General features: G+C 35.3%; 12 protein-coding genes. 2 read left to right on the top strand and 10 right to left on the bottom strand.

The window, feature by feature from the left end:
- Positions 1 to 2: 2 nt before the first annotated feature.
- Positions 3 to 3650 (bottom strand): T9SS type A sorting domain-containing protein, encoded by a 3648-nt coding sequence (locus N4A35_10555; protein ID MCT4581848.1) that lies wholly within the window; start codon positions 3648 to 3650, stop codon positions 3 to 5.
- A gap of 18 nt (positions 3651 to 3668) precedes the next feature.
- Positions 3669 to 6698 (bottom strand): AsmA family protein, encoded by a 3030-nt coding sequence (locus N4A35_10560; GenBank protein ID MCT4581849.1) that lies wholly within the window; start codon positions 6696 to 6698, stop codon positions 3669 to 3671.
- A 36-nt stretch (positions 6699 to 6734) separates the two neighbouring features.
- Here N4A35_10560 and N4A35_10565 point away from each other — a divergent pair, with 36 nt between their 5' ends.
- The gene (locus tag N4A35_10565) at positions 6735 to 7235 is read left to right on the top strand and encodes a rhodanese-like domain-containing protein (protein MCT4581850.1); all 501 of its coding nucleotides are present in this window, start codon (positions 6735 to 6737) and stop codon (positions 7233 to 7235) included.
- Positions 7236 to 7241: 6 nt separating this feature from the next.
- Here N4A35_10565 and N4A35_10570 read toward each other — a convergent pair whose 3' ends face one another.
- The 7 genes from N4A35_10570 to N4A35_10600 form a co-directional block, all read right to left on the bottom strand.
- Positions 7242 to 9041: an amino acid carrier protein gene (locus N4A35_10570; GenBank protein MCT4581851.1), complete on the bottom strand. Its 1800-nt coding sequence runs from the start codon at positions 9039 to 9041 to the stop codon at positions 7242 to 7244.
- A 97-nt stretch (positions 9042 to 9138) separates the two neighbouring features.
- Positions 9139 to 10044, bottom strand: a complete 906-nt coding sequence (gene rfbD, locus N4A35_10575) for a dTDP-4-dehydrorhamnose reductase (protein ID MCT4581852.1) — start codon at positions 10042 to 10044, stop codon at positions 9139 to 9141.
- A 7-nt stretch (positions 10045 to 10051) separates the two neighbouring features.
- Entirely contained in the window at positions 10052 to 12070 is a 2019-nt protein-coding gene (locus N4A35_10580) for a hypothetical protein (GenBank protein ID MCT4581853.1), read from the bottom strand.
- Between the two features lie 39 nt (positions 12071 to 12109).
- On the bottom strand, positions 12110 to 13648 hold the full coding sequence (locus tag N4A35_10585; protein MCT4581854.1) for a hypothetical protein: 1539 nt from the start codon (positions 13646 to 13648) through the stop codon (positions 12110 to 12112).
- A 79-nt stretch (positions 13649 to 13727) separates the two neighbouring features.
- Positions 13728 to 14750 carry an NAD-binding protein gene (locus N4A35_10590; GenBank protein ID MCT4581855.1) on the bottom strand — a complete coding sequence of 341 codons (1023 nt, stop codon included), beginning with the start codon at positions 14748 to 14750 and terminating at the stop codon, positions 13728 to 13730.
- 7 nt (positions 14751 to 14757) lie between these two features.
- Positions 14758 to 16602, bottom strand: a complete 1845-nt coding sequence (locus N4A35_10595) for an alkaline phosphatase D family protein (GenBank protein ID MCT4581856.1) — start codon at positions 16600 to 16602, stop codon at positions 14758 to 14760.
- Positions 16603 to 16604: 2 nt separating this feature from the next.
- Complete coding sequence (locus N4A35_10600; GenBank protein ID MCT4581857.1) at positions 16605 to 18968, bottom strand: Ig-like domain-containing protein; 2364 nt, start codon at positions 18966 to 18968, stop codon at positions 16605 to 16607.
- 63 nt (positions 18969 to 19031) lie between these two features.
- Here N4A35_10600 and N4A35_10605 point away from each other — a divergent pair, with 63 nt between their 5' ends.
- Complete coding sequence (locus N4A35_10605) at positions 19032 to 19916, top strand: hypothetical protein (GenBank protein MCT4581858.1); 885 nt, start codon at positions 19032 to 19034, stop codon at positions 19914 to 19916.
- Here N4A35_10605 and pyrF read toward each other — a convergent pair.
- The gene (pyrF, locus tag N4A35_10610; GenBank protein ID MCT4581859.1) at positions 19913 to 20728 is read right to left on the bottom strand and encodes an orotidine-5'-phosphate decarboxylase; all 816 of its coding nucleotides are present in this window, start codon (positions 20726 to 20728) and stop codon (positions 19913 to 19915) included. The genes N4A35_10605 and pyrF overlap by 4 nt on opposite strands.
- Between the last annotated feature and the right edge of the window lie 7 nt (positions 20729 to 20735).

Consider the following 20735-nt stretch of genomic DNA (forward strand, 5'->3'; position numbering starts at 1 on the left):
TTTTATTGAGGATAGATGACTATTTTATTTGAAAAAGGATTTTTTGAAGTTATCGTATTGATATTTAAAATATAAATTCCTCTAGCTATATTCAGCGTTTCTATCGTTACTTCTTTTTTAAAATTATGATGACTTATGTATACTTTCTGTCCATTCAAGTTGACTAATTCTACTTGGTCAATAAGATCGGTTGCTTCGATTAAAATGAGTTGGTTGGTCACTTTAATTTTTACGGATGAAGTCTTTTCATTAATGTTATCATAGGCTTGGCAATCTACTACTTTAATACTGATTGAATCTTGATTTTGGCAGTTGTTATGGTCAGTTCCAGTAAGGGAAATTATTGTTTCTCCGATCGTATTTAAGTTAAAGAAGCCTCCAGACAGAACACTTCCGTCGGACCATAGGTATTGGCTCAAACTAGTGGTACTGGATAAAAAGACACTATCATTTAAACATAAAGAGTCTTCAGCTATAGCGGATATTTCAACAATAGGTAAGCTATTTTCAATAATTGTTATTGTGTCTGAAAGTGTTGAGCATCCTGAGTCATCTATGGCGGTGTAAAAATAAATACCAGGTGTGTAAGAATAAATCGAATCGTTATTAGAGGTGTTATTCCACTGAATGTTTGATAGATTTTGCGCTGTGTGTAACATTAAACTATCTCCTTCACAAAAACTATTTCCATTGGGATGGTGCACTAAACTTTGTCCAGAAGATTTAAAACTAATTTGAATTGAATCAGATATGCCGACACAACCATTAGAATCTGTTGCTGAGACATAATAAAAACCTTCTTGAGTGAGTGTTGTTGCTTGGGCATTGCTTCCATTTGACCATAAATAAGCATCAAAATTATTTGCAGCAGTAAGCGTTACGGAATCATTCCAACAAATTAAAAAATTGGACACTGTATCTAAAACAGAAGATGGGGTATCATAGTTAATTTGATTAATGGTTATTGTATCTGATATGATAGGGCAACCATATTGATCATTTCCAGAAAAATAATAGTCACCACTTGTGTTTACTGAAATAGAACTGGAGTTAGCGTTGTTATTCCAGATAATAGAATTGTGATTGTCGGTGTATAAAATGGATGTCCCTCCGGCACAAATTAACGTGTCTCCAATGATTTGAATAGGGTGTAAGTGTTGAGAAATAGGTAAAGAAATGGTGTCAGAGAAATATTGGCATCCGAAGTTGTTGGTCACTGAAACATAGTACTCTTGTGAGTCGTCGATATCTATTGAAGCTGATGTTTCTCCTGTATTCCATAAATATGATGAGAACATATTAGTCGTTGACAATTGTGTAGAATCATTATAACAAATAGCGTTTGATGAGGTTTGTATATTTAGGTCATAATTAGGTATAATGACAACATTTAAAGTGTCTGATTTTCCTGGGCAATTGTTGTTATCAACTGTTTCCAAAGTATAGCTTCCAGCTGTAGAAAGATAGGTCGTATTAGAAGTACTTCCTGTCGACCATGAATAGGAAGCAAAAGTGTTGATGGAAGCAACTTCTATAGAGTCTCCTTCACAGATATTTAGCGTGTTATTATGCGATAGAATAGTTGGGTGAGTAGGTTGACAAAGTATCGACCAAAATCCATCATAAATATGCCCTCCATAATTGCTTTGATGCGCATTGGGGGTTACAAAGTTATTGTTTGAACCAGTTTGCCCTACAATTAGAATTTTATGGTCTGAAGTAAAGTCTAACTCATATCCATATTCATCGCTAACACCTCCAAAGTAACTAGACCAAGTATGATTACCATTGATAGAAAATGTTGAAATAATATTGTCGTATCCTCCATTATTTGTTTGTTGAAAGGAGGTATTGTTTGTTGCTAAAGTAGTTCCATTAGTTGTCCCGAGCAGCCACAAGAGCGTATCTTTACTTTTAATGCTACTAAAATTTTCATTTCCTCCAGCGTCAAAATATGTTCCCCACTGCTGGGCGCTTGAACTGTCAAGTTTTGTTATAAAGCCATCCCAAGTATTGGAGTTGGAGTAATTAGGTTGATGTGCATTAGCAGTAGAAATCCCAACACTACTTTTTGTTTTCCCCGTTAAATAAATGTTTTCTAGAGAATCTAACGTCATTCCCTCTATTAGGTCGTTATGATCTCCTCCGTAATATGTTTTCCATATTGTGTTATATTGGTTGGAGATCTTTAAGACAAATCCATCAATATAGCCTCCATTTTGGTTTTGATGTATGTTTTGATTTGCAATCGTTTCGTTATCGTTTGTATAGCCCGCAATATATATTGTTCCATTGTTTGTAATTGCAATTTCTTCACCTCTAGTATTGGAGCCTTTTACATAGTAGGAGTTGTATAATATATTCCCCGCATCATCAAAAACGCCAAGAAAAGCATTTTCGTAACCACTTAAAGTATTTCTGTATGCATTTGGAGTACAAGAGAGGTCTGTACTGGCAGTATGTCCTGTAATATAGACCTTATTCGCTGCGTCTACTTCGATGGCTGTGATTAATTCATGATCATTTCCTCCATAGTAGGTACTCCAAGTTAACGTTCCATTAGAGGTGAATTTTGAAAGAAATGCATCATCTCCACTTGAAAGTATTTGTTGATATGCGCCTGGTGTAGTAACTCCCATTTGACTAGTAGAATTTCCTGCAATGTAGATGTTATCGTTATCGTCTAATGCAGAGGAGTAGATTCGTTCACTGTAGTTCCCTCCAAAATATGTGGCCCAAAGTCTCACTCCTTGTTGGTTAAATGCTGCTATAAATGCGTCTTGATCAGCAAGAGTGTTTTGGTAAGCCCCTGTGGTGGCTATGTTGTTAGTGCTTACTGTATAACCAGATACAATAATTTCATTAGCACTATTTTGAACTATACTTTGAGCAAAGTCCATGTGAGAGCCTCCATAATAAGTGGTGTATTGGTTACTATAAGCAATGGGATCGATTACAAAATCATTCGTTCTATTTTTAGGAAGATGATACTGTAAGCCATTTCCTTTAGTTTTTATCTTAAGATCTACTAACTTTTTTTGCTTGTTAGGAAGTAGAAAGAATGCTTCAGGAATGGTTTCTTTTATTGCACCATTTTTACTTGTTAGCGTAATAACATTCCCTGAGATTGATGGGGTTGCTCCCATGATTTTTAAAGGGAGACTTTTGATCGTTTTATTTCGAACGATATAGTTGTATTTTAAATGGTTATCGACAATAAAAAACTCAATGTCAACCCCCTCCCATATATTTTTATAGGTAATCTTTTTGAATTGATTAACGTTTAGGGTGGTTTTACTGTTTTTATAAAAGTTGAGTTGTTCAGCTACTTTTCCACTAGAAACAATTGAAGCATTAGAGTGACTGTTTTCAAACCATACTTCTATTCTTTCTACATCAACCTTATTACTGTCTAGTTCGTTGGTTGAAAAGCTTTCATAAGCAAAATGGTCATGATAAAAACTTACATTATAGGCTTCAAGGCTTAATAGGTAAGCAACATCTGTATTAAAAACTCCATTTTGATTTACAATTTGCCCTTGGTTTTTGATAAAAAAATTAGACTGTGAAAAACCAAAACTGCTAATTAAAAACAAAAAATAGGCAATAGAAATATATTTTTTAAACCCCCACATAACTCCAAAAACCAAAAGTTACGAATTTGTAATTTATTTTAACTTAGAATCCACTTTTTTTTGTGCATTTTCTAGAATTAAATCAGATTTGGCTTTGGCTTCATCTTCAATTTTTTTAGCCTTTATTTCAGCTTCATCTTCAATTTTCTGTGCTTTTTTATTCGACTCTTCTGCTATTTTATCTCCCTTAGCATCAACTCCTTTATTCAGCTCTTCAACTTTAGCGTCAGTTTTTTCTTTGAGTTTTTCAGCAGCTTTTTCGGCTACTTTTTTTGCAATAGGATTGCTAGCTTGGGCTATTAATTTATCAGCTTCAGCGTAACCAGCATCTTTTTGTTTTTGTATCTCAGCTCTTGCTTCTGCTTTTGCTTGTTCGGCTGCCTTTTCTCCTTCTGCTCTAACTTTATCAGCAGCAACTTTCGCTTCACTTCTAATCTTATCGGCAGCTAATTTGGCATCTGCATTTATTTTATCTGCTTGTTTTTGAGCTTCCTCCATTATTTTTTGAGCTTCTTCTCCCAGTTTTTCTTTGGCTAATTCTTTCCCTTGATCCATCAAATCATTAGCGGCATCTTTTCCAGCGTCTTTCATGTTGGAGTTTAATTTTGGATTTAGCATTGTTCCGCCTACTCTTATATCTACAGGTATAACGTCTCCTATATTGAGGTTAACTCCTTTATCTGCAGCTTGATTTAAGGCACCTGTTAATAAGGTATTAGCTTGACTACCTAACTTCTCTCTAGGAATTTGCATTTTAATAAGATAATCAATCTCCTCAGTTATAGCAGTGCTCCCAGCAATTTTAGAATTAATTCCTGCCATTTGAATCGGGAAAGTATCCACAAATATTTTTCCATCTCTCAATTCATATAAAAATTTAAGGTTATCAAATGTTTGAGATTTTAAGTCATTTATTTTAGTCAAGTCTGCTAATTTCTCTAATAATGGCAAATCTTGAATCGCAACGTTATTTGTCAACAAATTTCCACGACCACTTAAGCTTTCATATACAGGTTCAAAATTCTGATCAATATCTGTATTCATTTTTAATTTAGTAGAAAAGTTTCCTTTACAAAATTGAGCAACAGGAGCTAACTTTTGAATGGTGTTAAAGTATTCAAAGGATTGTGGAATATTCATGTTTTCAATTTCATAAGCAAAGTCAATGTGTGCTTTTTTACTAGAGAGCGCTTTATAATCTCCATTTACTTTTACTAAACCTCCTAATACACCAAGAGAAACATCGGTTAATGAAGCGACTCCTTCTTTTAATTGAACCCCTCCAGACATGTTAGATAATTCAAGCCCATCATAAGCCAGCTTTTCTATGGTGGTGTTGAGATTAAAGTCAATATTTTTAGGGACTTCTATAACGTTTGCAGGAACAGAATCTGTTGCTATGCTTTGTGCTTCTACTAATGTTTCTTCAGTTGGAACAGTAGCGGGGTCTTCATACATCAATTCATCTAAATTAAAATAGCTTGAATTCACTTGAAAAGATCCTTTTAGAAGTTCATCTTTAAGGTAATATTCCATATAATTATCTATGGTACCCGAAGCTTGTAAGTCACTTTCTCCAATCTTCGCATTAAAGTTGGCAAGTTTTAGGTTTTTAGGAGAGAATAAAAATAGCATAGAGTCTATTTTTGTGTCATAAGGCAAATCTGGTGATTGGTAGAGCATATCAGTTATTTTTAAATCACCTGTAGCATCAAATTTTTGATACTCTTCATTTTCTAATGCAGATACATTTCCTGCTAAGTGAACATTAGAGGTAATCACACCGTTATAGTTTTCACCTTCAGACATCGGGATTACATTTTTGAGCTTCGCTAAATCAATGAATGCTTTTACATCTGATTTGATGGTTGGGTCTGTCATTGCATTTTTTACCTTGAGGTTAGCATCTAGTGTATTGTCATCAAATTCTGCGTGCATTTTATTTAAGTTCACCACAGTATTGTTTAAATCTGCGCTTTCTTTTCTATTTACATTTAGGTTTAATGCAATTTTATCCAGTTTTGATGGTAAGTCCGGGTATTGTAACCAAGCATTTTCGATGATTAAATTGAGGTCCAATCCAGGCATTACGATAGAATCCATCTTACCTTTTACGTAACCATCTAGTGCTAGTGTCCCGTTGGTTTTAATGTCGTTAAAATCTTTGGTGTAAACACCAGGAACCATACTTAATAACGACTTGAAAGATTGTTCTTGAGTATGGTAAGTAATATCCATATTCATTTCTTCTTCTAGAAGTTCTAACCATCCATCAAAGTGGAGGTTTAATTCATTCAATTTAACATTGTTTTCTTTGAATGTATACAGTCCTTTAGCAAGATCCATATCAACGACAAAGTCTACATCTGTATTCACTTTATCCATATAGTCAACACCCTCATAGTTTGTCGTCAACTCATCAATCAGTGTTTTAGTGGTAACATTGTATAAGTCATTGTTGATGCTGATGTTTCCTTCATGATTTAAGTTTTTGATTGCTACAAAAGTTGCTAAGCTTTCATCGTCGTACACAACATTACTGTTGGTGACTTCATAATGCGTTAATGCAAAACTAAAATCAGATGGTTCAGTTGTTTCTTCTTGAACATCTTCTGTTGCAGAAGAATCTACTTTAGCAATATCGTAGTTGGCTTTTCCATCTTCTAAAACTTTGACATAAATTTCTGCGCCGTCAATTGCTATTTTATCTATTTCATAGTTTCCTTCAATTACGCTCATCAAATCTAGTTCAAGATTGGTACTTTTTATTTTAGCTAGATTAATACCTTCAAACTCATCTTGACCAGCGAGAGATAAATCATGGATTGAAAGGTTAAAACGAGGGAAAGTTGAAATTAGAGATAAATCAGTCTCTTTAAAATCTAATTGAGCGGTAAGGTTTTCGTTGGCAGTATCTTTTATAAATTGTACAATTGCATCTTTAAAAAAGAATGGCAACACAAGGATTAATACAATTAAGATGAGGATACCAATTCCAGACCATTTCAGTAGTCTTGAGATTAAACTTTTTTTCTTTTCTCCGTTTTTGCTTGTTTTACCCATTTTGAGTTTAATTTTGTTATTCAGAGCGAATATTTCATGATACAAAAATACAAAATACCAATTATACTTTTATCATTTCTATTTATTCTTATGGCTATTTATACTAATTCAACGAGTAGACATTGGATTTATTATAAAATGATAGAAGTGATTGTTCCCGATAAGATTACCAATGTAGCAGTTGATAGTTCTTTATGTTTTCAAAACTATATTGTATTAGATGCTAGGGCAGAAGAAGAGTATGCTGTAAGTCATATCAAGAATGCAATCTGGATCGGTGATGATCATTTAGCAATTGAACGTGCTAATTTTGAGATAGGAAAAAGAGCACCTCGTTATTTAATCTATTGTTCTGTTGGGTATAGAAGTCAGTTAATCGGTCAGCAATTGAAGGATTCTCTAGGTTTTTCTATTGAAAATTTAAAAGGAGGAATTTTCGGATGGAATCAACAAGGATTACCATTAGTTGATAGCCTAGGAAACTCTACAAATTTGGTTCATCCCTACTCTTTTGTCTGGAGCTTTTGGACAGATTAAATAGTTTTACTTAAACTTTTGTATTGCTCCAGATTTAATTCTAGCAAAGTAGTCTTTCATATCTTCTTTGACTTCGCTAGACATAATAACCAAACCAAGGATGTTTGGGAACGCCATTCCTAAAATCATAAAGTCAGAGAAGTCAATTACTGCTCCTAATCCTGCAGAAGAACCAATAACAACAAAAACTAAGAAAACAAACTTATAAGCATATTCAGAAGCTTTAGATTCTCCAAGCATATAAGTCCATGCTTTTAGTCCGTAATAAGACCACGAAATCATAGTAGAGAAAGCAAAAAGTATAGCTGCAAAAGCTAAAACATATGCAGACCAGTCTCCTAACACTGATTTAAAAGCTTCAGAAGTCAATTCGGCTCCTTCAAAACCTTGCGTATCATCTGCATACCCTGTAAAAATTAAAACTAATGCCGTCATGGTACAAACTACAACCGTATCAATAAATGGTTCTAGCAATGCTACAATACCCTCACTGATAGGCTCGTCAGTTTTTGCTGCAGAATGGGCAATAGAGGCTGAACCAACTCCTGCTTCATTAGAAAAAGCAGCACGTTGAAAACCAACGATGATAACACCTATTACTCCACCTTTTAATGCATCAGGAGAGAAAGCTCCGTTAAAAATTTGATAAAATGCTTCTCCAATGTAAGAAATATTCATCCCAATAATAATCAAAGCACTTAAGACATAAATACCTACCATTAGAGGCACAACTTTATCGGTAACATTAGCGATGCTTTTTATTCCTCCAATGATAACAATACCCACTAAAATTGCCAGAACAATACCAAAATAAACTCCATTTCCTTCGAGAAAGCTTAAGAATGGAATGCTTTTAGCCTGAGCAAAAGCCTGGTTAGCTTGAAACATGTTTCCTCCACCTACAGAACCTCCAACACATAATATGGCAAAAAAGAAAGCTAAAAACTTCCCTAATCCACCTAAACCTCTTTTCTTTAATCCTTTACTTAAGTAATACATTGGCCCTCCTGAAACTTCTCCATCAGAATGAACGTTTCTGTATTTAACACCTAAAGTACATTCAACAAATTTTGAAGACATTCCTATTAGCCCCGCAACAATCATCCAAAATGTAGCTCCTGCGCCTCCTAGTGTAATGGCAACGGCAACACCAACAATATTTCCAAGTCCAACAGTTCCACTTAAGGCAGTAACTAATGCTTGAAAATGAGAGACTTCTCCTTTATCATTAGGGTTGTCATAATCTCCACGAATTAGTTCAACAGCATGTCTAACTCCTCTAAAGTTGACGAACTTCATTTTTAATGTAAAAAAGATAGCTCCTATAACTAACCAAACTACAATAAAAGGAATGCTAGTTGTTTTAGGATCTCCATTGGCATGTCTTATCACTTCACCCTCATTATTATAAATCTTGTTATCGTGTCCAAAAAAAGCAAATGGATCAAACATCAAAAAGCTTCCGATAGCATCTACTATTGGGGTAAATCCAATATTAATACTTTCACTTAAGTTTTTGGTGGGAACAATTACTGTGCTTTCTGCTTTTTCACCGTTCGCATCTGTCACCACTAATGTATATTCTTTTCCTTCTACAAGTTTTTCTGATAAGTCGCTGGTAAGAGCTGTAGCATTGTTGCTCCAGTAAAATTGATATGGTGGAGTTCCTCCTTTTACAATAGCTTTAGCAAAACCATCTTTTAAACCATCTGTTTTGTTTCCTGTTTCAAATTCTACAGAGATTTGTGCTGTGGTATAAAACGAACAAACAAGAAAAGATAAAAGCGCGATTATTTTAAACTTCATAATATTGAGTTAGCGTGAGATAAAGTAGTAGAATTTTTTACTTTATTTTTACATAAAATTCATTTTTAATTCAAAAATGAACTACAAAAATATAAATTTATTGATGCTTTGCAAGTTCTTGCGTCACTAATGCCAAGCCTTCTTCAAATGAAACGGGAGCGTAACCTAAGTCTTGTTTTGCCTTTTCTAAATTAAACCCAGTATAGGGTGGTCGTTTAGCAGCCTGGTTTAATGTTATTGATTTTATTGGAGAAATGATGGACTTATTTAATTGATAATAATCGGCTACCTTTTCAACCAATTCTAAGATGCTCATGACTTCTTTCCCTGAGAGGTGGTAGATGCCTGTTGCTTCTTTTTGAGCAATTAATAAACATCCTTTTGCTAAATCACTAGCATGTGTTGGAGATCTGAATTGGTCATCAACGACATTAATTGGCTCACCTTTTTCTAAAGCAGACTTAGCCCATAAAACAACATTAGAACGACTCATCTTTTCTACAACTCCATATACAATTATAGTACGTGCAATTGCCCATTTTTTCAGATTACTTTCTTGAATAATTTTTTCCGCTTCGAATTTTGATTGGCCATAATAACTAAGTGGATTAGGAGTGTCTGTTTCTTTATAAGGACCACTCTTTCCATCAAAAACAAAATCTGTAGATAAATGAATTAAATGAATGTCATTTTTGTCACATGCTTCAACTAGATATTTAACCGCATTTACATTCATATCCCAACATGCCGCTCTATCTGATTCACATGCGTCAACATTTGTCATCGCAGCTGTATTAATTATAGCTGTGGGTTGAAATGATTGAACCATAGCATTGACCTCTGCTGCATTAGTGATGTCTAATTGCTGATAGTTTGATGGGGGTAAATTTGAAATTCTATTATCACCTTTAGAGGTAGCTAAAAATTCAATATTACTTTGTAGGAGTTGTTGAACAATATTTTGACCTAATAGTCCATTAGATCCAGTGATTAAGATTTTCATAAAGGTTTTATTCAGATATTTTGTAATAATAGAAAGCACTACAGTTACCAGAAGTATGGGTTAGGGTTCCTCCAGCGGGGTTGTGGACTCTAAATCTCACAGGTGTTCCATCTTGCCTAACGTAAATAACGAATCCGGCATGAGAAAAATCTGTCCTAGCGTTATAATTATAATTCATGAATCCAGAAGCAAAATTTGCAGGTGAGCTCGATTCTGCTGTGGTTTGTACATAGTAATTTTGACTTGCACCACCTAAGCAGTCATAAAAATTGACAAAATATACCCCTTTTTGTAAATTCACGTAAGCGGTATACAATGATGTAGCTGTACCAGCTGGCAAGGGTAAATTTCCCATAAAACTATTGCTGTTATCCATGTACCAATCTGAGTTTTCTCCAATAGCTTTCCAAATTGTACCATTGAAATAATAGTAACCAGGTTCAATAGTTTGTACTCCAGTTCCAGCTGAAGCAGTATTGTATACTAATAGACCAGAAGCTGGAGTTGTAATGGTAGTAACGTCATTGTTTCCTGTTAACGCAACTCTTGGGGGTAAAAAACCTTTGTTTGAAGATCTCACTTCTAATTTTGCTGAAGCATCAGGGTTGGATCCACTTACTAGGGCATCCCCCTCATTATCAATAGAAAAAAAGCGTTCTGTTGTTGTTGGGTTTCCTGACCCATCAACCAATGCTGCCGTTACAGTATTGTGGTTTGTTAAATTGGTGTTTCGTTGTATTACGTACGTGTCATTGCTGTTGTAGGGCCTACCTGCATACCATTCGTTTTGTCCTCCTAAATCATACATAAAAACACCAGTACCTCTGTAGTTGGTGCTTGTATTGGCTTTTAAGGCTATTCCAGCATTGATGTATCCAGTTGCTGTTCCTTCAATCATCAGTTCAGTTGGACCTGTACCTGAGATATGAGTTTTGTATGCAGGAGCAACAGTTCCTATCCCAACGTTTCCATTATTTTGAACTCTAAGTAGATGATCAAGTGTTCCTCCATCGTTTGTTCTCACCCAAAAAGCTGGATTACTTGTGGCAGGTGATTCAGCAGTTTCTATTACTTGTCCATAAGGAGTTCCTGAGTTTACTGTAAGGCCGTATCCTGTGCCTAAATTAGCCCCAATACTTAGCATGTTTGTAGGTGAACTCTCTTGAATTCCAACAATTCCAGAAAAATAATTATGGTGTTCACCATCTATAAATAAACCATATTCATTAGTTCCATTAGTTGATGTAAAATCAACATGTAATCCTATATTGTTAGAGGCATTTAAAGTACTCGCTCCAGTGGCTAAAAAGTGCGTAATTCCTAAACTACTTTGGGGGAGGTATATGGAATGTATATTGGTGTCGATGTTTTGACCAGCATAGGTATTATATACTGTTAATTTTGAATCTGGGGTTGTTGCCCCAATACCGACATTGCCATGTGTAAATAGGTCATCATTAATGTTGTCTGGTGCTGTAACTCCTCCTACTTCGTACCAATCATGGTCAGAAAGTGTAGATAAATCAACAGTTGCAGCGGCACCATTTTGAATATAAACAGTGAGGTTGGTTCCGTTTAATGAAACACTATCAATATCTTGAGTATCTGTATTGTCTAAATAGGAGCTTAGGTCAATAGTTGTAGGAGTTCCGTTATTGGTAATTGTTAAGTTATTCCCTGATAATTGAAGGTCTTGAATTTCATTGGAAGGATCAGCGTCAGCATCACCTCCTAATGTTTGCCAAGTGGTTCCATTCCAGTAGTAATAACCAGGAGTAACATCAGCAATGGTCGCAGTATTAAAAACCAATAATGACAATACATTTCCGTTGGTTATTGTTGTCGCATCTGTGGTGCTAGTTAGTGCTACTCTTGGAACTAAAACTCCTTGGCTTGTTGAGCTAATATCCAATATTGAAGAGTTATTAGGAGCTGCTCCATTGAGGTTAATACCTACACCTTGGCTAAAAGCAGTTGTTGCTAGCATTACAGGAAATAGGGAAGAAAAAATTGTATATCGAATCATTTTAATGAACTTAATGCTTTATGCAATATACTAAAAAAATTAATTTTCTATTGCAATCCAGTTGATTTGGTATCCCGATGAAGCGGCATAAGCTGGTGTTAGGGAAAAATTTCCATCGTCGTACTTTAAATATATTCTAAAGCCCGTGGCAGTAGCTGAATAGATAGAAGTTACACCTGTTAAAAGCCACTTATTTCCTCCTCCTTGTATGCTGGTAATATATCGAGGAGTACTTGTAAAGCCACAACCACTTGTGTTTACATCGATATATATTCCATCAGCACCATATTGAACCCAACCAACTCCTGGGGTTGTAGAACCTGAGCACATTTGTTTATAGGATCCATTTGAACTTTCTTTTACAGCTCCATTTTCCCAGTGAGCTTTTCCTGTTGCATCTGACATTAATATATTCCCAGTTGCTTCTGTACCATCAGTTATTTTTACAGAGCCAATAACGTCTAGCATTTCTGTTGGAGCAGTTGTATTGATTCCAACATATCCAGCATGGCTAATTCTCATACTCTCATACATTGGACCTGGTCCGTCTGTTCCTTGAGTCCAAAAGGCTAAGCCTAGGTAATCTCCATCTGAGTGCTCCATAACTGAGGTGATTCCGGCCCTTTTTCTTCCTCCTGATTGCCAAGAGATGCTACCAAAATGATTCCCTTGTTGATTATCTACTGAACCGTGTAAAACCAAACTGTTAGAAGCTTCGTCGTTATCATTCCCTGTAAATGCAGTAGGGTTATAGATATGTAAATTCCCTAATGGAGTATTTGTTTTGATTCCAACTCGTCCATTGTTTTGTACTCTAAAAAGATGATCAATGGTGCCGCCATTATCTGTTCTAACCCAAAAGGCAGGGTTGTTTGTAGCTGGTGATTCTGTTGTTTGGATAACACCTCCATAAGGTGTTCCTGGGTTTACTGAAATACCATATCCTGTTCCCAGGTTTGCTCCAATGCTTAAATCGTTTGTTGGGTTTGTTTCTTTTATCCCGACATTTCCTTGGGTGAAAATATTGTCGTTAATGTTGTCAGCTTGATTAGTACTTCCTACTTCATACCAATCATGGTCTTTTAAAACACTTAAATCTACAGTTGTAGCATCATTAGTAAGCGAAAGAATATCTCCAGACAATGATAAGTCTTGATTGTCTGTTCCACTAGCATCACTGACCCATGTATAATTGCCACTACCATCTGTAGATAGAACTTGTCCGTTGCTACCTCCAGTAGGGAGTTCAATTTCATTGTTAGGATCATTGTCTGCATCTTTTCCTAGAGGAGTCCATACACTACCATCCCAATAGTAGTATCCAGGAGTAACATCAGCAATGGTAGCTGTATTAAATATTAGTAGAGAGAGGACATTCCCATTTGTGATTGTTGTGGCATCTGTAGTACTTGTTAGTGTAACTCTGGGAATTAGAACCCCTTGGTCTGAAGCACTAACATCTAAAATTGAAGAATTGTTAGGGGCATTTCCACTTAAATTAACACCTACTCCTTGACTATGAGTTTTGCTAGTTAATAATACGAATAGAAGAATGGGAAGTACAGTACATTTAATCATTTCAACACCAAATAATATAATACTGCAAGATAACTAAAAAAATGAAGCTTGGTTTATTAAGGTTTAATGTAATGCTTAATTAAGAATAACTAATACCAAAAATTTCGTTTAGCTTTTTGATTTGTTCAGGATTTCCAAGAACAAAAATCTTACTATTAGGAAGAATTTCAACATCGTCTGATGGATTAATGAGGTATTCTCCTTGTGCATTTTTAAAGCCTACAATGTTACATACAGGAAACTGTTGTTTTAAGTCCGCTAGGGATTTAAATTGACAGCCTTCTGGAATGTCTCTAAAGCTGATTCCCTCTAATGTAATTTCGTTTTCTCCTTGAATAGAGATTTGATCTAAAAATTCAACTACATCTGGTGTAGAAACCAATTGGGCCATGTGTGAACCACCTAATGAGTCAGGCATAATAACATTGTCTGCTCCAGCCATCTTTAATTTCTTTTTGGTTCCTGGGCGAGAAGCTCTTGAAATTACTTTTAGATTAGGGTTTAATTCTTTTGAGGATAAAACAACAAACAAATTATCTGCATCAGATGGTAGCGCTGTAATTAATGCCTTGGCATTTTTTATTCCAGCATCAATTAATGTCTCATCTTCAGTAGCATTACCATGTAGGTATAAAACATTTCCATCAAGTCTAAACTTTTCGATGATAGTAGGGTCAGTTTCGAGTACAATAAAGTTCTCTTTGTGAGCTTTAAGTGTTTCTATTGTTTTTTGACCTACACGTCCGTATCCACATACAATAACATGGTTTTTTATTTGATCAATATTTTTCATTGTTTTATAATCTTTAAAATACTTTCGATAATCTCCTGTTACGATATAAGAAGTAATAGAAGATACAGCATAGGCAAAGGTACCAAAGCTTGTTATAATAAGAAAGGCTGTATAAAGCTTTCCGTTTTCTGTTAACGGATGCACTTCTCCAAAACCAACTGTCGAAACAGTAATGATGGTTTGATAAAATGAATCAAGCCAAGTCCAGCCTTCAATTACTTTATAGCTTATAGTACTACCTGCAATTATTAAAATCAATAATGCTAATGCATAATAGATTTTAGAAAATAGCCTAAAATTTAAGAGCATCTATAATTTATTGTTTGATTACTGTTTTACTTACTTTTTTCATTGAGGATTCACAGACTACATTATATATACCAGCTGGTAGGTTTTGCAGGTCTATATTGATGTAATTCATCCCGTTTTTAACCATAGGATAGTTTTTTGTTACTATTACCTTTCCAACGGCGTCAACGATATAAATATTAACAGCACTTGATTTTTCAATAAACAGTTGAATTGTAGAATTGCCTGTTGTTGGGTTAGGATAAACTCCTAACAAAAGCATAGGAGAGAAGTCTTTAATATCAACATGGTATCCCATAGGCATATCTGGAGCATAAACAGGAGGGACTTCTAAACGTTGCGTTGGTCCAGCTGCTTGATTGGCGCATTTTTCATTATGATTAACAAAATATCCATCGCCATAGTACTCTCCAATTGCAGGGTCTTCCACATCATTCATGTAGTAATAATCTCCTTGAACTTTAGTTTTTGAAACATCTAAAATCATGTAGCCTTTTTTTACCATATCAACGTATTGGATATGAGGATTAGCGAAACGAATAATAGAGGTTCCAGCAGAAAAACTTGTACTTGCTGAGGTCACACTTGTCACAACATATTCCACTCCAAGAGAGTTTTGACAACCAGAAGCATCATAATTACTAAGTGGAATATCGTTGACCCAAGAAGTGTGAATATCACCAGTTAATACTACAAAGTTGTTGATCGCATTGTTGGTTATAAAGTTGAACAACTGATTTCTTTCATAATCATATCCGTCCCACTGATCATTATTTACAGGTATTCCAAAGGCTTCTAAAGGGGCCATCATTACTTGCTGTCCCAATATATTCCATCTAGCATTTGAGTTTTGTAAATTATTGGTTAACCAGTTATATTGATCAGTTCCTAAAAGTGTTTTGTTAGGGTCTGAATAACTATTGTTTTGTTCAGACCTTCCAATTAATCTAGTGTCTAACATGTGTAGGTCAATTAAATCACCCCATGAAAATTTTCGATAAATCTTGGTCTTATTGGCAAGGTCAGGTGTTCGAATTGGTAGCCATTCATGATAAGCTTGAGTACTGTTGTTTTTTCTGTCTGTCCAAGTACCTTCAGAGCCTTGTGTATGATTTTCAGCACCATCTTTGTATGAATTATCAGCTGACTCGTGGTCATCCCAAACCATAATAAAAGGAAACTGTTGATGTAAGTCTCTTAAGTCTTCATCTAATCGGTATTGAGAATATCTGATTCTATAATCTTCTAGAGATACAATTTCATTTACAGGTTCATGTGTACGATCAGAAATATTTGCCGAATAAGTACCATCTTCGTACTCATAAATATAATCTCCTAAATGTAAGACACAATCAAAATCATTTCTCATTACTAAGTGTCTGTAGGCATGAAAATAGCCATGTTGCCAATTGGAACAGGATACAACTGCAAAACGTACACTATCAATATCCCCCGAAGGAGCTGTTTTTGTTCTTCCTCTTATCGAATAATTGTCTTGAGCTTTAAAGTCATAGAAATAATAGGTGTCTGGAGATAAACCATCGGCATCGACCTTAAAGGTCCAATCTTTATTTTCATTGGTATAGCCGTAACCAGAGTTTACAACATTAATCATGCTGGTATCTGTTGCGATACGCCACTCGATTTTTACACTATCTAAAGAAAAAGTATCATCAGTAAATCGAGTCCATAATACAACTGCATCAGTTAAAGGATCCCCAGATGCTACTCCATGATAAAATGGGTATAAATATGGTTCTAATTTTTCTCTTTGTGAATTAAGAACTCCTTGAGAAATAACATTGGAGATAATTCCTAATATTATTACACCAAAAACAAGTGTTTTTTTCATGATTATTCTATTATTATTTTATGGATAGATTTTTGGTGATCAGCATTTACTTCAAATAAGTATATTCCAGATTTTAGGTCGATATCTGAGATAGAAACCGTATTGTTTCCCTCGTTCAAGAGGTCTGTTCTGATGAGTCGACCACCTAGATCGTAAATTCTTAATTCTCCTTGGTTTTTTGTCAATTCGATTTGAATATAGTCAGTAGCGGGGTTAGGGAATATTTTGACAAATTCTTCTGGGTTTTCTTTTGATATGGATGACGGCCCACCTCCTGAATTGTGAGTGAAAGTGATGTGAAGTGTTGGTGCTTTTCCTGCGTCCCCATCTCTAGAATAGGCTGATCGTGTTCCTGTTCCTTCAAAAATAAAGGCCATGGCATTACCCAACTGCCAACCTGATCTGTTGACAAGATGTTGAACTAATTGTTTAATCTCTGGTGTTCGTTGGTTAGTTGTAGCATCTCCATCATTCCAACCTACATGCGTCCAAGGGATAGACGTTGCTGTTTTGGTTCTACTTGAGATATTATAATCATTACCTAAGAAAATTGTAGCATTGTCAATATCTTGTGCATAAATAGTTGCAGTTGCTGGGTCAGACTCGTTAGCATCAGCAGTAAATTGAATATATGCGCTGGTTATTGTTGCTCCTTGAGGAATAGCTAGGTTTTGAAACCTTAATCCAACCCATTGATCTTCATCTGAAATTGGCCACACCCAATCCTCAATACAGAGTTCTAAATCACTACTTGTTAAATCAACAGATCCATCGTCTTTGTATTCTTCTGCATCATCATCGTTGTTAATAATACTTCCAACAATGGTTGTTTCACCAACATGTATGATGGTGTTGTCTGAAACATTATGCCAACCTTCATCATCAATTGCCCATGCCGTAATGATATACTCATCATCAGAAGGAATGGTCCAATTGTATGCGTAAGGGGCTGAAAAGTCACTACCAACATAAACATCATTAATATAAAACTTAACTTCTTGTACATTGCCACCTACGTCAGAGGCATCAGCTGTAATATTTATGTTTTGGGTCGATGAAAAATATTGTTGATGGAAAGGGTAGGTAACATCTACTATAGGTCTACCAAGGTATTTGTTATTGGTAATGTAGGTAACACTTCCGTTACTTGGAGACCATAGGTTTGCATTAGCAGGGACAGTAAAACGATCGTTGTCAGAGACTGTTCCAACAGCATTAGCGTTATCTGTTCCTAAAGTTCTTATTTCAATAGTATCTCGTGTTACTTTAATCCAGTTGAAACTATTAAAACTATCAGAGTCTTTTGTCCAAGAACGGTTATTGTCGTTGGTTCTTAGTGGAGCACCCCAACATCCTTCACCAATATATACTGTTCCTTTAATACTGTCTAGCTCATAGCCATCGTCAGCGTTTGAACCTGTAGAAGGTTTGATGGGCCAAGTTGTTTTAACATCATGTGCATCACTTTCTATAACAAGTCTCACTTGATAGTCGTAAAAAAGTTGAGCCCATGCATTATACTGTCCATCTTCATTAGATTTTGTTGTGGTATGTGGACGAATTGAACGATGATACTGTGCGATGTTCCAGTCATAATTGTCTGCGGTTGTTTGTAACTGATTTTCTAGCCAATTTTTTTGATTTCCAGCAACAGAAATTTCTGTATTTAAAGTGTACACATTCATAAAACTACCTCCAACAGGGATGTTGTAGTATTCATCGGCTGAAGGGACATCAAATAAGTTGTGGACTTTTCCACTACTCAATTCATGATTCCCTCTTTCCCAAATAACTGGATACATTCTACCGTCAGGTGAGATGGTTAATTGCCAATCATCCATCCATCCACTCCATTCAAGACTTGTATCTAACCACGTGTAGTCTCCTCCAAACATTACAAAATCTGGACGAATTTTAGAGACTAAGGTATTGGCGTTTTCTCTAGGACTATCATCTAAATATGCTCTACTATCTCCTCCTGCGATAATCGATAGTGGAATGGTATTTCCCATTGGGGTTGTTTTAAACCAAAATCGGTCACTTACACCGTCAGAGTCTTTTACTACAAAGTAATAAGCTGTATTGGGGGTCAAACCTGTTAACCTTACGAATGCATTATCCATTCCAGCTTCAGAAGTTGTTCGGTCGGGTGTTTGAGAATTAGGGTAAGCTGCCCAGTTTGTTCCTAAATCTGTTGTACCATAGTACACAGCAGCAGCGCTGCCTCCGTTTTGTTCCCATCCAATAACTACAGATGTTGAGGGGTCGTCTCTTAAAGATAGTCGATATCTTCTTGTATTTGCAAATATCGATCCTGTAGTCAAAAGAATGATGAGGATAAGAGCAATAAGGTTATTTTTTTTCATGGATATAGTTATTTTGTATTTGAATAACGTTATTTTTATGTGCGTAAAAATAAGGCGAACTTAATGAAAAAACAAACGATTATTCATCTTTTACGTATAGCTACTGTTGCCATGTTTTTAGGGCGTTTCTGGGAACATTTTCGATGGTTGGGACCTTATCGAGATGTTTTTTATAACCCTAATGGATGGATAATGAATTTTATTCGTCAAATAACAGGAAAATCATTGACAGAAGTTTATAATGACCACTTTTATGAGAAGGTAGTCATTTACTTTTCAAAAGGTTTGGGGTTGGTTTTTTTAATGGCTGCGATCGTTATTTTGTTTTATGAGCGTTTAAAAGTGTTTAAGCCAATTGTTTTTTTGGCATTATTGGGATTGTTGATTAACTATTATGGTTTGCTGGTTGGTAAACATTTTGACATGTGGGGGATTTTCTTTGAACATGCTTCTCAGTTTGTTGTGCCAATTCTTTTTATGAAGTATGGTGATGATAAAGAAGGTTTGATTGTTTATTGGGCTCAAGTAGCGATTTCGATTACTTTTATCAGTCATGGATTATTTGCAGCGGGGTATTATCCTCAACCAGGCAGTTTTGCTGATATGATGATTATTGGTTTTGGATTGGAAGAAAATATTGCTCGTTTATTATTGGTAATAATTGGTTGGTTGGACTTTATCTTTGGAGCAGTACTACTAATTCCTTTTAGTGCTTTAAAAAGTAAATGGTTAAAAATATTGTTTATTACTTTCCTTTGGTATGGCATTGCTTGGGGATTTTTAACGGCAATGGCTCGCTTTTATGTCCCGTATCGTCAAGATTTATTGTGGAGTAACCTCACGCAAGACCTTTATGAAGTGCTCATTCGCTTTCCTCACTTTATGGTTCCATTATTTATTTGGTTCGTTTGGAAAAGAAAGCGCTTCACCATTCTTAGGAATGATTAAGCTTGCTTACGCATTATTTGCTCCATTTCTTGTTGGATTTCAAGGGCCTTTTGGCGAGCAATATTAGCAAAGTTTTTGGTGTTATCTGCATAGATTATTCCTCTAGAAGAATTAACTAATAAACCTATATCATTTGTTAAGCCATTTGCACAAACTTCTTTTAGTGAACCACCCTGAGCTCCAACCCCTGGAACTAGTAAGAATGATTTAGGAGCTATCTTTCTTATTTTCTTAAAAACCTCAGGTCTTGTAGCACCTACAACATACATTAAATTCTGTTCATTTCCCCATTGTTTAGAAGTTTCTATTACCTCTTCAAAAAGTTGATTTCCCTTTGAAAGCTGGTGATATTGAAAATCTTCACCTCCAACATTACTTGTTGCAGCTAAAAGGATGACCCATTTATTGTCAAATTCTAAGAATGGAGAAACAGAATCTCTCCCCATATATGGTGCTACTGTAACAGAATCAAAACTATAATACTCAAAAAAGGTTTTTGCATACATTTTTGAGGTATTTCCGATATCACCTCTCTTGGCATCAGCTATTGTAAAACAATCTTTTGGTATGTATTCAATTGTTTTTTGAAGACTCTCCCAACCTTTTGGACCCATTGCTTCATAAAAAGCAATATTAGGCTTGTAGGCAACGCATAAATCTTTAGTAGCATCGATAATTGCTTTATTAAACTCAAAGATTGGGTCTTCTTTTTCAAGCAAGTGAACAGGGATTCTATCAAGATCTGAATCTAAACCTACACATAAAAATGTTTTTTTTGATCTGATTTGATCGACCAACTCTTTGTAATTCATCATGCTT

This window comes from Flavobacteriales bacterium (genome assembly GCA_025210295.1).
Classification (GTDB): Bacteria; Bacteroidota; Bacteroidia; order Flavobacteriales_D; family Parvicellaceae; genus S010-51.

Bases quoted from the DNA above. Each gene is read 5' to 3' on its own strand.
- N4A35_10560 (MCT4581849.1), bottom strand. From the start codon at position 6,698: ATGGGTAAAACAAGCAAAAACGGAGAAAAGAAAAAAAGTTTAATCTCA.
- N4A35_10565 (MCT4581850.1), top strand. From the start codon at position 6,735: ATGATACAAAAATACAAAATACCAATTATACTTTTATCATTTCTATTT.
- N4A35_10570 (MCT4581851.1), bottom strand. From the start codon at position 9,041: ATGAAGTTTAAAATAATCGCGCTTTTATCTTTTCTTGTTTGTTCGTTT.
- rfbD (MCT4581852.1), bottom strand. From the start codon at position 10,044: ATGAAAATCTTAATCACTGGATCTAATGGACTATTAGGTCAAAATATT.
- N4A35_10580 (MCT4581853.1), bottom strand. From the start codon at position 12,070: ATGATTCGATATACAATTTTTTCTTCCCTATTTCCTGTAATGCTAGCA.
- N4A35_10585 (MCT4581854.1), bottom strand. From the start codon at position 13,648: ATGATTAAATGTACTGTACTTCCCATTCTTCTATTCGTATTATTAACT.
- N4A35_10590 (MCT4581855.1), bottom strand. From the start codon at position 14,750: ATGCTCTTAAATTTTAGGCTATTTTCTAAAATCTATTATGCATTAGCA.
- N4A35_10595 (MCT4581856.1), bottom strand. From the start codon at position 16,602: ATGAAAAAAACACTTGTTTTTGGTGTAATAATATTAGGAATTATCTCC.
- N4A35_10600 (MCT4581857.1), bottom strand. From the start codon at position 18,968: ATGAAAAAAAATAACCTTATTGCTCTTATCCTCATCATTCTTTTGACT.
- N4A35_10605 (MCT4581858.1), top strand. From the start codon at position 19,032: ATGAAAAAACAAACGATTATTCATCTTTTACGTATAGCTACTGTTGCC.
- pyrF (MCT4581859.1), bottom strand. From the start codon at position 20,728: ATGAATTACAAAGAGTTGGTCGATCAAATCAGATCAAAAAAAACATTT.